The sequence below is a fragment of the Acidihalobacter yilgarnensis genome (assembly GCF_001753245.1).
Taxonomy (GTDB): domain Bacteria; phylum Pseudomonadota; class Gammaproteobacteria; order DSM-5130; family Acidihalobacteraceae; genus Acidihalobacter; species Acidihalobacter yilgarnensis.
The window spans coordinates 299,232-313,557 of sequence record NZ_CP017415.1 but is presented as its reverse complement, the minus strand read 5'-3'; the positions used below and the strand labels follow the sequence as shown (position 1 = coordinate 313,557).

Genomic DNA, 14,326 nt, shown 5'->3' with positions numbered 1-14,326 from the left:
TTTACCCGCGTGCGCCTCTAGACACCGTCACAACCGCACCGCGCATTGTGGCGCCTGCCGAGCCAGTGACTGGACTTTCCGGCACCTCCGGACGCTCAACGTCACGATGGCCTTGCGCATTGCGCCCCGCACCCCGCGGATTGCCTCGCTGGGTCGGGTTGCGCATCACGGAGAAGTGGCCCTCGGTGCCGGTCACCTTCTCTCTCTGTTGCGCACTCCACGTATCGCCCGTGATCTGCAAATTGCGTGGACTTGCCTCGTCGCTCGGCCTGTTGTGCAGTTTTACCGAAGCGGCCTCGGTCTCGGCCGCCCTACTATCGATGTCGCGATGACGAAACTCAGGCGTACCCGTGATCAGACCCTGAGCGCGATTCGCGCTACCGGTAATCCGATCGCTGTTGATTTGTGCGCCGGTCACCGCCTGCCCGCGCCGCTCCTCGCATGCCTGCCTAGCGGGGGGCACAATACTGAAATCCCGAGGCGCAGACGGCCGCGGCGGCTCAGCGACTTCCCGGCGCGAACCGACGAAGCGTCCGCTGCCGACACCACCGATGGCGCATTCTGCAGACAGATTGTCCGGACCCACGTACGGCGTACCCGTTACTGGTTCACACGCGCCGCGCTCGTCGCCAGTCATGACGGATCCGCCTGCACCCGGCCTGTCGCCCGTGATATCAGCGGCGGAAACAATGCCACGCGTGGGCACGCGCGCCAGTTGTGCCTCGGCTTCGCGCGGCTCGCAGAACTGCACATACTGACCTTGGCCGATGTAAGGCGTGCCGCTGATAGGTGCGCAACCGCCGTATTCGTCACCAGTCATTTTGGCGGCACGACCGACAGCCGCACCGGTGATCGTTTCGCCCTGCCAAGTCCGATCAACCGCTACTTTGGTTACGGCCTGATCGGGCGGGGTGCCTTCGACACAGACGGCCCGCAAATCCTGCGCGCCGACATAGTCGGTTCCGGTGACGAGGGTGCACCGACCTTCCTCGTCACCTGTCATTTTTGGGTTGGAGCGTACCTCCGTGCCGGATACCTGCGTACCGGCCCGTGTCGCGGCTGCACCCACCTTGGCGGGTCCATTGCTCGCACAGACATCGCCAAAATCACGGCTATTAAAGTACGGCGTACCGGTGACGGCGCGGCAGGAGCCCGGCTCGTTGCCTGTCACTTTCGCGTCGCGCGAGACCGAGGTACCCGTTACCGGCTGTTCGGCTGGCGTCGACATGATACTGACCTTGCGCGGCGGCCGGGGCGGGCTGTTTTCGCAGAACGCGGCATACTGCTCCGAACTCAGATACTCCGTGCCGCTCACGACACGACACGTACCTGGCTCGTTACCGGTCACGTGCTCCGAACGGCCGACGGTGGTGCCCGTCACCTGGCCGCCACTCGCCGTATGCATGACCGCCACCTTTTCCGCAGCAGGCTTCGGCGCTTTGGCGCGCGCATAGCCGGTGCCAGTGATGTCTCTGCCTGCGCCGGCTTCACCGCCGGTGACACGACTCTCTGAAAGCACCATCGTGCCGGTGAGCGCTTGGTCTTTCTGTGTCCGTGTCATGCCCACCTTGCTCGCCGGCGGCTGCGGCCGGGTCGGGCAAAAACGCTCGAAATGGTCGGCGGACAGATACTGTGTACCCGTCACCTCGCGACAAGCGCCAGATTCCGCACCCGTAACGCTGTCGTCGGGCGCCACCTCGGTACCCGACACGGAGCGACCATGCAGCGTCCGGCTCAGCGTGACCTTGGCCGGATTCGCCTCGGGTCGCGCCTGGCAGAAAGCGTCAAATTGTTCCAGGCCGATATACTCGGTTCCGGTCACGGACCGGCATGAACCCGATTCGTTGCCGGTGACTTGGCGCGCACGCTCTACCATGGTGCCGGTGACTTCCTGACCCGACAACGTATGGCCCTGCTCGACCTTCGGCGGCGCAGCAAGCGCACGCGCAGTACGGCGACTGGCCGACTTACGCGTCTCATCAGCGGACTGTCCTGTCTCGCCGCGGCCGGCAAGCGCTCTCACTTTGCGACGCTGCATGGCCACCTGGCGGCCAGTTACACCCTTGGCAATAGCTACCCGCCAGTCCTTCTCAGGCAGATACTTCGCGATCTTGGTCGCCTGCGCCGCGCGCTTGAGTCCCGCCTTGCCTTCCTGCCCCAGGGCCTTGCGACGCGCCAGTGCGATATCGCGCCCGCTGCCATGCACCTGATTCTTCACCAGACGCGCGGCTATTTCCTTGGGGGTGAGTGACGTTGCCTCGCTCGCCATGGCAACGCGACGTTCCGCCGACTGCCCAGTATCGACGGTCAACGCATCCTCGCGCGCGCCCTTGCAACCGCAGGAGCATGCTTCGGCACAATTCTTCGCCCCAGCAGGCTCGCTCCGGGCCGCACGCACAGGCCTTCCACTCGACCGCGCGTTCGGCAACGCGGCTTTGCCGTTGCGCGCCATCGCCTCGCGTCGACTCCGGGCCAGCATCCGGCCCGACGGCCCGGTCGGCGCAACGCTTGCCGCCGTAGGGGCACTTTTCTTCGCCAACACCTGGCCACCGGACGCGGCCGCCACGTGAGCGGCGGCTTGGCGAGCCGGCTTGACCGCGCGCTTGCCCTGGGAAGCCATCGCCTTACGGCGTTGGCGTGCCAGTTCGCGGCCCGAGAGCCGCGCCTCGGCATGAGTTTCAGGCTGAGTATGCGTCATATCGTTTACCTTCTTTCACCAACATGGGCCGCCACCGGTCAATCGGACCCGCGGCGGGCCTTTTGTCACCGAACAAGGGTCAGACTTTCGGCTATCCGCGATGGACCACGAAAGCCAAACCCTGGCTCTGGGTATAGTTGTCATACGCCACAAACCGCACGACATAGTTCGGGAAGGCACGATGACAAGCTGCGATCTCGCTGAGCACCACGTCGACCGCATCCTCGCCGAACATCGGCAGGCCCCACATGTGCCAGTAGTGGTCGGCCTGATCGTCTGGATGGGCGTACTCCACCGCCGGGTTCCAGCCCTGGGAAATGGCATAGGCGATCTGGTTGCGCACCTGCTCGGGCGTAAACGCCGGCAGGTAGGAGAACGTCTCATAACGCTTGCTTGAAATATAAGGGTTCACAGCCATTGCAATACTCCTGTTCTTTCTGCGCCGTGGCGCGCTTGGATAGGCTTGATCTCTAACCGCATGTCCGATCCGGCCACAAAATTACTTGTGACCCAGATCGAGTTTGTCGACGGTATCGAACTCAAATTTGATTTCCTTCCAAGTTTCCATGGCAACCTTGAGTTCGGGCGAATGCTGGGCAGCCCCGGTAAGGATTTCTTTACCCTCTTTCTCGAGTTCACGACCCTGGTTGCGCGCCTCGACACAGGCTTCCACCGCCACGCGGTTGGCATGCGCACCCGCCGCATTACCCCAAGGATGGCCCAGCGTGCCACCACCGAACTGCAGCACAGAGTCGTCGCCGAAGATGCTGACCAGCGCGGGCATGTGCCAGACGTGGATGCCGCCAGAGGCGACAGCGAACGCGCCAGGCATGGAGCCCCAGTCCTGATCGAAGAAGATGCCCCGTGAGCGGTCTTCCGGCACGAAAGATTCGCGCAGCAGATCGATCCAGCCCAGCGTTGCGGCACGGTCGCCTTCAAGCTTGCCGACCACGGTGCCGGTGTGCAGGTGATCGCCACCGGACAGGCGCAGGATCTTGGTCAGCACGCGGAAATGGATGCCGTGGTGCGGGTTGCGGTCGAGCACCGCGTGCATGGCGCGGTGAATGTGCAGCAGCACGCCGTTGTCACGGCACCAGTTGGCCAGACCCGTGTTGGCGCAGAAGCCGCCGGTGATGTAGTCGTGCATGATGATCGGCGCGCCGATTTCCTTGGCGAACTCCGCACGCTTGTACATTTCCTCGGGCGTCGGGGCGGTGACGTTCAGGTAATGACCCTTGCGCTCGCCGGTTTCCTGCTCGGACTTGAGGATGGCTTCCATGACGAACTCGAAACGGTCGCGCCAGCGCATGAACGGCTGCGAATTGACGTTCTCGTCGTCCTTCGTGAAGTCCAAGCCGCCGCGCAGGGCCTCGTAGACCGCACGGCCGTAGTTCTTGGCCGACAGGCCGAGCTTGGGCTTGATGGTGCAGCCGAGCATCGGGCGGCCGTACTTATTGAGTTTGTCACGCTCGACCTGAATGCCGCTCGGCGGACCACCGCAGGTCTTAACATAGGCAATCGGGAAACGAACATCTTCGAGACGCAGCGCGCGAATCGCCTTGAAACCGAACACGTTGCCCACCAAGGAAGTGAACACGTTGACCACCGAACCTTCTTCGAACAGGTCGATCGGATAGGCAATGAAGGTGTAGAAGCAGGTATCGTCGCCTGGCACATCTTCGATGCGGTAGGCTCGTCCCTTATAGTAATCCATGTCGGTCAGCAGGTCGGTCCACACGGTGGTCCAAGTGCCGGTCGACGACTCGGCGGCTACTGCCGCAGCGGCTTCCTCGCGGTCAATGCCAGCCTGCGGCGTGATCTTGAAGCACGCCAGAATGTCGGTATCCAGCGGCACGTACTCCGGCTGCCAGTATGTCTGCCGATAATCTTTCACACCGGCACTGTATTTTTTTTCAGCCATAGTTTGTCTCCTCAGATCAGAAAGCAGCTCTTGATTCGATCCAGATATCTGGGGCCTCGCGCGGTCGTAGGACACCCACCCTAATCACGGTCCGGCAAGCTTAGTCCGAACCTCAATATAAAGAACAATCAATTTTAATGATTGTTTTGATCAGTAAAAACTTATACATTGGCCTATATCAAACGATGCGACACCCCAATCATGAAAGGATGCGCGTCCCGTGCCGGCAAGCGCAACACCCCCTGAGGAGCGCATCATGAATTTCACCTTCCGCCAACTCAAGACCTTCGAGGCCGTAGCCCGCCAGCTTAGCTTCACCCGTGCCGCGGAGGAACTGTTCCTCACGCAACCGGCCGTCTCCATGCAGGTCCGGCAGCTGGAGGAAAATATCGGCCTCCCCCTGTTCGAACACCTCGGACGCCGCATCGACCTCACCGACGCGGGCCGTGTATTACATGGCTTCGTGCAGCGCATCAACGAAGTCGTCGCTGAGGCCGATGAGGTACTTGAGGGCATGAAGGGCCTGCGCCGAGGCCAGCTGCGCATCTCAGTCGCCTCCACCGCGAACCACTTCGCCACGCGCCTGCTGGCCGATTTCTCCCGCCAGTACCCCGAGGTTTCCATTTCCCTCGATGTGACCAATCGGGAAACATTGCTCAAGCAACTTAGCAACAATGAAACCGATATCGTCATCATGGGCGAACCTCCCAGCGACATGGATTTGGAGGCCGAGGCATTCATGGAAAATCCGCTGGTTGCGATCGCCGCGCCAGAACATCCGCTGGTCGGCGAAGTATCGATTCCGCTGGCGCGCCTAGCGCAGGAGCGTTTCGTATTACGCGAGCAGGGATCGGGTACACGCGGCGCAATCGCGAGGTTCTTCGAACAGCATGGCCAACAATTGCGGACCGGCATGGAGATGAGCTCAAACGAGGCCATCAAGCACGCGGTGGAGGCCGGGCTCGGCCTAGGCATCGTCTCGCTTCACACCCTGGAGCTGGAGCTAGAGGCAGCGCGCATCGTCGTGCTCAAGGCGGATGGCTTCCCCATCCTGCGCGACTGGTACATGGTTCATCGGCGCGGCAAGCGCAATACACCGGTGACTCAGGCCTTTCACGACTACGTGCTGGCAGAGGCGGCGCAACATGTACGCCTGCCCAGAACGCACATGGCCGCCACAACCTAAGCGGCCGGATCAGTCGATGGCGATAGCGCGGCATCCAGCGCCCTGGCTGCACCCTGCGCCGCCGCGCGCGTCTCAGCCAGCACGCAGTAGTGCCCCATTTTGCGCCCGGCGCGGGTCTCGTGTTTACCATACAGGTGCAGACGGGCGCCGGGCGTCGCATAAAGCTGCGCCCAGTCAATACCCCCGTCCTGCAGCCAGCGATCACCCAGCAGATTCACCATGGACACTGGGCTGAGCAGACGCGTATCGCCCAACGGCAAACCACAGAGCGCGCGCAACTGCTGCTCAAACTGAGAACACACGCAAGCATCCACCGTGTAGTGACCGCTATTATGCGGACGCGGCGCCATCTCATTGACCAACAATTCACCCTCGCGGGTGACGAAAAACTCCACCGCCAGCACGCCACAATACTCCAGCGCTTCGGCAATGCTACGGGCCATCGACAACGCCCGTTCGGACAGCACTTCGTCAATTTGCGCGGGCACGGTGGAGACGGCCAGAACACCGTTACGGTGTTCGTTTTCGGCTACCGGGTAGCACACCATCTCTCCGCTTGTCGCGCGCGCGAGCACTACTGAAATTTCGCACGCCAACGCCACCTGCTGTTCCAGCACGCAAGCAACGCCGCCCAACGAAACGAACGCCGCTTCAAGGTCTGTGGCCGTGGCCACGCGAATCTGGCCCTTGCCGTCATACCCGAAACTCGCCCGTTTGAGTATCGCAGGGAAGCCCACCGCAGCGGCCGCGACCGGCAAGTCCGCCGCCGAACCCACCGCCGCGAAGGCTGCGGTCGGCAGAGCCAAGTCGCGTAGAAAGCGCTTCTCACGCAGACGGTCCTGCGCCGTAGCCACGGCGTCAGCGGACGGATGGACTGGCAATCGTTGCGCCAACAGCTTCAGTGACTCCGCCGGGATGTTCTCGAACTCCGTGGTGATCGCCGCGCACGCCGACGCCAAACGCGTCAACGCCTCGGCATCGCGGTAATCAGCACAAACATGCTCATCCGCCAACTCGCCCGCCGGGCTGCGGTCATCCGGATCGAGCACGATCACCCGATAACCCATCTCGCGCGCCACCAACACGAACAGTCGACCCAGCTGACCACCGCCCAGCAGTCCCAGGGTAGCACCTGGCAGGATCATGTCTGTGGTGGCAAGGTCATGGCCGCGGCCTTCCGCGCCTGCGCCTCGCGGAATTCGGTCAGGCGACGCGCCAGTACCGCATCCTCCCGAGCCAGCATGGCCACCGCGAACAACGCAGCATTTGCGGCGCCGGCCTCACCAATGGCAAAGGTCGCGACCGGCACGCCTTTGGGCATCTGCACGATCGACAACAGCGAATCCATCCCCTTGAGGTGACGTGAGGGCACGGGCACGCCCAATACCGGCACCGTGGTCTTGCTGGCCAACATGCCTGGCAGGTGCGCCGCCCCGCCAGCACCGGCAATGATGCAGGCCAGCCCGCGCGAGGCTGCGCGCTCGGCGTACTCGAAGAGCAAATCCGGCGTGCGGTGCGCGGACACCACGCGTGCCTCGTGCGGCACGTCGAATGCCGTCAAACACTCAACAGCGCAAACCATTACCGGCCAGTCGCTATCACTGCCCATGACAATGCCGATCAACGGCGCATCCTGCATGTTCACCCCGAGATTGTGGGTCGAAAAGCTTTCAATTCTCGCCCAGCCCGCCGCCGATGCCAAGCATTCGCCTCGAAAGCATACAATAGCGTTTTGCCCATGGAGTCATTCGGAATGGCCGACACCCTCTTCCAGGCTGAGATCAGCAGCCTGCCTCTGGTCCATCGCGGCAAGGTCCGTGACATCTTTACCGTCGACGACCGACACCTACTGATCGTTGCCACCGACCGCCTGTCGGCCTTCGACGTCATCCTGCCCGACCCTATTCCGGACAAGGGACGGACACTTACCCGGATATCGCAATTCTGGTTCGCACGCCTCGCGCATCTGTGCCGCAATCACCTCTCTGATCTCCAGCTCGAGGATGTGCTGCCCGATCCAGCCGAACGCGCGCCCCTGATCGGTCGATCCATGATCGTGCGCCGGCTGGAAGCCTTGCCGGTCGAGGCCATCGTACGCGGTTATCTGATTGGGTCAGGCTGGAAAGATTACCAACGCAATGGCGCCGTCTGCGGCATCAAGCTGCCAACCGGCCTGCCACTTGCCGGCCAGCTGCCGGAAGCAATATTCACCCCTTCGACCAAGGCTGCTGTCGGCGATCACGATGAAAACGTCGATTTCGCAAATCTATGCGATACCATCGGCGCCGAAGAGGCCGCACGCGTCCGCGACCTCAGCCTCGCCCTCTACCGCGAGGCGGCGACCTACGCCCTGGAACACGGCATCATCATCGCCGACACCAAATTCGAGTTCGGCCGAGATCCCGAAAACGGCGAACTGGTCCTCATCGACGAGGTACTGACACCGGATTCGTCTCGCTTCTGGCCGGCCGATGCCTACCGCCCCGGTGCAAATCCGCCCTCTTTCGACAAACAGTTCGTCCGCGATTACCTGGAGACCCTGGACTGGGACAAGAAAGCACCAGGCCCCAGCCTGCCGGCAGACATCATCACCCGCACCCGCGCCAAGTATGCCGAGGCGCTCCTCCGCCTCACCGGCCAATCAGACTGATCGCGGCCGCTCAAGAACAAGCGACCGACACTTACACACAACCACCGCCTCAAGACCATGCGCGCACACCACTCAGGCCTCTTCATCACCGCCACCGATACCGGCACCGGCAAGACCACATTTGCGACGCATCTCACGCGCACGCTGCGCTCGCTTCAGTGGCGCGTCCGCGTCAGGAAACCCGTGGAATCAGGCTGCGTACGCGGCGCGGACGGACAATTGCAGCCAGCGGATGCGGTGGCATTGCACCGCGCCAGTGGCGCGCTCGAACATTTGGACAGCGTGGTGCCTTATCGGCTTGAGGCCGCCATATCACCCGCCCGTGCCGCCTCACTTGAGGGTCTGACACTGACTATTGACCAGCTCGCACGCGCCTGCCGGCAAGACGTTGAACCGGGTGATTTTCTATTGGTGGAAGGTGCCGGCGGATTTTATTCGCCGTTGGCAAGCGATGGACTCAATGCAGATCTCGCAAGCCACCTTGCGCTACCGCTGCTAATACTCGCGCCAGATCGCCTGGGCGTGATCGGACACATATTGCTGACCCTTGAGGCAGCAGCGCGACGTGGGCTGCCCGTGGCTGGCGTCGTGCTCAACCGCCTGCCGGATCCCGCACGCCCCGCTCATCTCGACAACTTGACCGAGTTATCGGCCCTGGTCGGTGATGTCCCCTTGTATAGCGTACTCACGGAAGCGGACATGCAGCCACTTGCGGCCGCGCTGGCGCGGCGATTCGCTCGCTGAGCGAGGATTAATCGGACGTCACGCGACGCCTGATCTCTCCCACGACAAAAAAGGGCGACCCTGCGGCCGCCCTTTTTTGTGAAACGCCGAATCGAACGCCTTAGTTGATCTTGGCGTCCAGCTCACCGCGCTTATAGCGCCCGATCATGGTCTCCAGGCTGAGCACCTTGATCTTGGACGCCTGGCCGGCGGCACCGAAGGCCTCGAAGCGTGCCTGGCAGATATCCTTCATCGCCTGGGTGGAGGCCTTGAGCCACTTACGCGGATCGAAGTCTTTCGGATTTTCGGCCAGGAACTTGCGCACCGCACCGGTGCTGGCCATACGCAGGTCGGTGTCGATGTTGACCTTGCGCACGCCATGCTTGATGCCTTCCTGAATTTCTTCGACCGGCACGCCCCAGGTCTGCCCCAGGTCGCCACCGTAGTTGTTGATAATCTGCAGCCATTCCTGAGGCACCGAGCTGGAACCGTGCATGACCAAGTGGGTATTGGGGATACGGGCGTGGATTTCCTTGATGCGCTGAATCGCAAGGATATCCCCGGTCGGCGGGCGCGTGAACTTGTAAGCGCCGTGACTCGTCCCGATGGCGATGGCCAGGGCGTCGACGCCGGTCTTCTTGACGAAGTCGGCTGCTTCCTCCGGGTCGGTCAGCAACTGGTCATGCGAGAGCTTGCCTTCGGCACCGCTACCGTCTTCCTCACCCGCCATGCCGGTTTCGAGTGAACCCAGGCAACCGAGTTCACCCTCGACGGAGACGCCCAATGCATGCGACAGCTCGGTCACCTTGCGCGTAACTTCAACGTTGTAATCGTAGGTCGAAGGCGTCTTCATGTCGGCCTGCAGCGAACCGTCCATCATCACCGAGGTAAAGCCCGACTGGATCGAGCGGAAACACACGGCCGGCTCCGAACCATGATCCTGATGCAACACGATCGGTATCTCGGGATACTGCTCGACGGCGGCCACGATCAGGTGGCGCAGGAAGGGTTCGCCAGCGTATTTACGAGCGCCGGCTGAGGCCTGAATGATCACGGGACTGTCGACCGCGCGGGCCGCATCCATGATCGAATGCACCTGCTCCATGTTGTTGGCGTTGAACGCCGGCATGCCATAGCCTTGTTCGGCGGCATGGTCCAGCAACTGACGTAGGGAAATGAGGGCCATGTTGACCTCCTTAGGTATTGTGGTGGGTTTTAAAGCGTTGCATGAATTCTGTACGCGATCGGGTCTGTCTCGTCGTCGAATCGCGCCGGCATCAGGCCGTGTCCGACAGGATTGGGTCGCCCACGCGCACGAGCTTCATCGCGTTCGTGCCGCCGTGCATGCCCATCATGTCGCCCTTGGTGATGATGACCAGGTCGCCCTCGCTTACGACGCCCTGTTCCAGCAGTAACTTCACCGCCTGGCGGTTGGCCTCTGCGTGGCTGGCCTGGATCGTCTCGAAGGCCACGGGATACACGCCGCGGTAAAGCGAAACCTTTCTACTCGTTTGCTCATGACGGGTCATCGCGTAGACCGGTATCCCGGTGCTGATGCGAGACATCCACAGGCAGGTGGAACCGGATTCGGTCATCGCCGCGATTGCGCGCACTTTCAGGTGATTGGCGGTATACATCGTGGCCATGGCGATGGCTTCGTCTACGTACTGGAATTCGACGTCCATGCGATGTTCGGACACCATTGCCGAGCGGCGTTTTTCCGCGGCCTCGCAGATACGGCCCATCGCCGATATCGCCTTGGCCGGGAAGCGTCCGGTCGCCGTTTCGGCCGACAACATCACCGCATCCGTTCCGTCGAGTACCGCATTGGCGACGTCGAAGACCTCAGCGCGTGTGGGAATCGGATTCTGGATCATCGACTCCATCATCTGGGTGGCGGTGATGACTACCCGGTTCATGGCGCGCGCCTTGCGAATCAGATCCTTTTGCACCCCCGGCAATTCGGCATCACCAATCTCGACCCCGAGATCGCCGCGCGCGATCATGATCACATCGGAGGCCTCGATGATTTCCTCGATGGCCGACAACGCCTCAGCACGCTCAATCTTGGAGACGATGCCGCCGTGCCCCCCTGCCTCGCGCAGCAAACGCCTCGCCTCATTGACGTCGTCCGCGCTACGCGGAAACGACACCGCCAGATAGTCGACCCCGATCTCTGCGGCGGTACGGATGTCCTCGCGATCCTTGTCAGTCAACGCACTCGCGGACAAACCGCCACCTTGGCGATTGATCCCCTTGTTGTTGGACAATTCGCCACCGACCACTACCCGGGTATGAATTTCGGTACCGTCGACGCGTTCCACTTCGAGGACAATACGCCCATCGTCGAGCAGGAGCACATCGCCCGTCACCACATCATCGGGCAGTGTCTTGTAGGTCAGGCCGACCCGATCCTGAGTGCCATCGTCGCGTCCCAATGCCCCATCAAGGATAAAATGCGCCCCATCGATCAGGTTAACCTTGCCTTCGGCGAAGCGATCAATACGGATTTTCGGACCCTGCAGGTCACCGAGCACGCCCACATAGCGTCCCTGACGTGCCGCCTCGGCCCGGATCATCTCCGCGCGCTCGCGGTGAGATTCGGGGCTGCCGTGGGAAAAATTGAGTCGAACGACATCCACCCCCGCCCGCACAATCGCGGCGATCATGCCGGGTTGATCCGTGGCCGGGCCCATGGTCGCCACTATCTTGGTTCGTCGCATGCTCTAAAGACTCCTGTGAGCCGTGTGTGCCCGCGCAATACGCCGCGGGCGACGCGTGTCCGGAAGACTTCCGGCACCCTAAACCGCCCAGATGGCCAAGGTATGACACCTCGGCCGAATCGGGCCCATCAATCCCGCGCCCGCGCTTCCAGCATCGCAACCGCTGGCAACTGCTTACCCTCGAGGAACTCAAGGAAGGCGCCGCCGCCGGTCGAAATATAGGAAATGCGGTCCGCAATACCATATTTATCCACTGCCGCCAGGGTATCGCCACCACCGGCAATCGAAAAGGCGTCCGATTCGGCGATTGCCAAGGCAAGCGCTTTGGTGCCCTCGCCAAACTGGTCGAATTCGAACACGCCCACCGGGCCGTTCCAGACGATGGTACCGGCGCGCTTGAGGATTTCGGCGAACTGGGCCGATGTCTGCGGGCCGACGTCGAAGATCATGTCGTCTTCGGCCACGGCATCGGCGGACTTGAGTTCGGCGACGGCCGCCTCGGAAAATTCCTTGCCGCAGACCACGTCGGTCGGCACTGGGATATCCGCCCCACGCGACTGGGCCTCAGCAGTCAATCGCCGGCAGGTATCGAGCAAATCGGACTCGCAAAGAGATTTGCCTACCGGCTTACCAGCGGCTGCGATGAAGGTATTCGCGATACCGCCGCCTACGATCAACTGATCAACGATCTTGGACAGGGACTCGAGCACCGTCAGCTTGGTAGACACTTTGGAACCACCGACAATCGCCACCATCGGCCGCGCGGGTTGTCCAGCGCTTTGCCCAGCGCCTCCAGTTCGCCGGCAAGCAGCGGCCCAGCACAGGCAACCGATGCAAACTTGCCCACACCGTGCGTCGAGGCCTGAGCGCGGTGGGCGGTACCGAAGGCATCCATCACAAAGATGTCGCATAAGGCCGCATAACGACGTGACAAACCCTCGTCGTCCTTCTTTTCGCCCTTGTTGAAACGCACATTTTCCAGAATGACCAGTTCGCCCTCGGCGAGATCGACACCCTCCAGGTAGTCCTTGATCAGCCGTACCGGGCGACCGAGCAGTCCCGCCAGGTGATCGGCGACCGGCGCGAGCGAATACTGTTCGTCGTAGACTCCCTCATCGGGACGACCAAGATGCGACATCACCATTACCCGCGCGCCTGCGGCCAGCGCATGCTCGATGGTCGCTAGCGAGGCACGAATGCGCTGATCCGAGCTGACCTTGCCATCCTTGAGTGGGACGTTGAGGTCGGCACGAATCAGCACCCGTTTGTCGGCAAGATCGAGGTCGGTCAGCTTGATGAAGGACATACCGTGCGCTCCTGAGTTCGAAAGATTTTGGGTAAGTTTACGGTTACCGAAAATCTCTCTGCGGGCAATGTCGGGGCGCACGATTCGCGCACCCCGACGATTTACCGTCTTAGCTTGCTGCCACGTGACGGACGAAGCGCAGCATGTTGCAGGTGTAGCCATACTCGTTGTCGTACCACGCCACGACCTTGACGAAGGTCTCGTCCAGGGCGATGCCCGCCGTGGCATCGAAGATCGAAGGTGCCGGATAACCTCGGAAATCGGTGGATACCACCTTTTCTTCGGTGTAGGCCAGCACGCCCTGGAGCTCCCCCTCGGATGCGGATTTCATCGCGACGCAGATGTCGGCATAAGAAGCCGGGCGCTCAAGCTCGACGGTCAGATCGACCACCGAAACGTCAGAGGTGGGTACGCGGAAGGCCATGCCGGTGAGCTTGCCATTAAGCGCGGGCAACACCTTGCCCACGGCCTTGGCTGCGCCGGTGGAAGACGGGATGATGTTTTCGAGAATTCCGCGTCCGCCGCGCCAATCCTTGCCGGAGGGCCCGTCCACCGTCTTCTGGGTCGCGGTCGCGGCATGCACCGTGCTCATCAAGCCGCGCTTGATACCGAAGCTATCATTCAGCACCTTGGCGACAGGCGCCAAGCAGTTCGTGGTGCAGGACGCCGCCGAGGAAATGGCCTGGCCGGCATACGCCTCGTGGTTGACGCCGTAGACGAACATCGGCGTCGCGTCCTTTGAGGGCGCACTCTGCACGACCTTTCTGGCACCCGCCTGAATGTGCTTCTGGCAAGTCTCCTCCGTGAGGAAGAATCCGGTGCACTCGATCACCAGCTCGACACCAGCGTCGCCCCACTTAAGATTGGCGGGGTCGCGCTCTGCAGTCAGTCGAATGGGCTTGCCATTGACGATCAGCTGCCCACCCTCGACGACGACTTCGCCCTTGAAGCGGCCATGAACCGAATCGTGCTTGAGCAGATAGGCCAGATAATCAGCATCGAGCAGGTCGTTGATGGCAACCACCTCAAGCCCATTGAATTCGGCCTCCTGCACGATGGCGCGGAAGGCCATGCGGCCGATGCGACCAAAGCCGTTGATACCTACTTTCACAGTCATGT

General features: G+C 61.8%; 11 protein-coding genes and 1 pseudogene. 3 read left to right on the top strand and 9 right to left on the bottom strand.

Annotation, left to right across the window (positions count from 1 at the left end):
- Position 1: 1 nt before the first annotated feature.
- The 3 genes from BI364_RS01515 to BI364_RS01505 form a co-directional block, all read right to left on the bottom strand.
- Positions 2-2,698: a CsoS2 family carboxysome shell protein gene (locus BI364_RS01515; RefSeq protein ID WP_070077252.1), complete on the bottom strand. Its 2,697-nt coding sequence runs from the start codon at positions 2,696-2,698 to the stop codon at positions 2-4.
- Between the two features lie 91 nt (positions 2,699-2,789).
- Positions 2,790-3,116, bottom strand: coding sequence for a ribulose bisphosphate carboxylase small subunit (locus BI364_RS01510; RefSeq protein WP_070077251.1), 327 nt, complete (start codon positions 3,114-3,116; stop codon positions 2,790-2,792).
- Positions 3,117-3,197: 81 nt separating this feature from the next.
- A complete protein-coding gene (locus BI364_RS01505) occupies positions 3,198-4,619 on the bottom strand; it encodes a form I ribulose bisphosphate carboxylase large subunit (RefSeq protein WP_070077250.1) in 1,422 nt (473 codons plus the stop codon).
- Between the two features lie 256 nt (positions 4,620-4,875).
- On the opposite strand from BI364_RS01505, the gene BI364_RS01500 reads away from it, so the two are divergent.
- Entirely contained in the window at positions 4,876-5,805 is a 930-nt protein-coding gene (locus tag BI364_RS01500; protein ID WP_070077249.1) for a LysR family transcriptional regulator, read from the top strand.
- Here BI364_RS01500 and BI364_RS01495 read toward each other — a convergent pair.
- Both BI364_RS01495 and purE read right to left on the bottom strand, forming a co-directional pair.
- Entirely contained in the window at positions 5,802-6,950 is a 1,149-nt protein-coding gene (locus BI364_RS01495) for a 5-(carboxyamino)imidazole ribonucleotide synthase (protein ID WP_070077248.1), read from the bottom strand. The genes BI364_RS01500 and BI364_RS01495 overlap by 4 nt on opposite strands.
- The gene (purE, locus tag BI364_RS01490) at positions 6,947-7,444 is read right to left on the bottom strand and encodes a 5-(carboxyamino)imidazole ribonucleotide mutase (protein ID WP_070077247.1); all 498 of its coding nucleotides are present in this window, start codon (positions 7,442-7,444) and stop codon (positions 6,947-6,949) included. The genes BI364_RS01495 and purE overlap by 4 nt, the downstream gene beginning before the upstream one ends.
- A gap of 114 nt (positions 7,445-7,558) precedes the next feature.
- Between purE and BI364_RS01485 the strand changes: the two genes are divergently transcribed.
- Together BI364_RS01485 and bioD are read left to right on the top strand one after the other, a co-directional pair.
- The gene (locus BI364_RS01485; RefSeq protein ID WP_070077246.1) at positions 7,559-8,455 is read left to right on the top strand and encodes a phosphoribosylaminoimidazolesuccinocarboxamide synthase; all 897 of its coding nucleotides are present in this window, start codon (positions 7,559-7,561) and stop codon (positions 8,453-8,455) included.
- A gap of 57 nt (positions 8,456-8,512) precedes the next feature.
- Positions 8,513-9,199 (top strand): dethiobiotin synthase, encoded by a 687-nt coding sequence (bioD, locus tag BI364_RS01480; RefSeq protein ID WP_070077245.1) that lies wholly within the window; start codon positions 8,513-8,515, stop codon positions 9,197-9,199.
- A 100-nt stretch (positions 9,200-9,299) separates the two neighbouring features.
- Here the strand turns inward: bioD and fba are convergent, their stop codons facing one another.
- From fba to gap, 4 genes and pseudogenes are all read right to left on the bottom strand, one after another.
- Positions 9,300-10,364, bottom strand: coding sequence for a class II fructose-bisphosphate aldolase (gene fba, locus BI364_RS01475; RefSeq protein ID WP_070077244.1), 1,065 nt, complete (start codon positions 10,362-10,364; stop codon positions 9,300-9,302).
- A 91-nt stretch (positions 10,365-10,455) separates the two neighbouring features.
- A complete protein-coding gene (gene pyk, locus BI364_RS01470) occupies positions 10,456-11,901 on the bottom strand; it encodes a pyruvate kinase (RefSeq protein WP_070077243.1) in 1,446 nt (481 codons plus the stop codon).
- Between the two features lie 128 nt (positions 11,902-12,029).
- Positions 12,030-13,207, bottom strand: a pseudogene (locus BI364_RS01465) (phosphoglycerate kinase).
- 109 nt (positions 13,208-13,316) lie between these two features.
- Positions 13,317-14,324, bottom strand: coding sequence for a type I glyceraldehyde-3-phosphate dehydrogenase (gene gap / locus BI364_RS01460; RefSeq protein WP_070077242.1), 1,008 nt, complete (start codon positions 14,322-14,324; stop codon positions 13,317-13,319).
- Positions 14,325-14,326 lie beyond the last annotated feature (2 nt).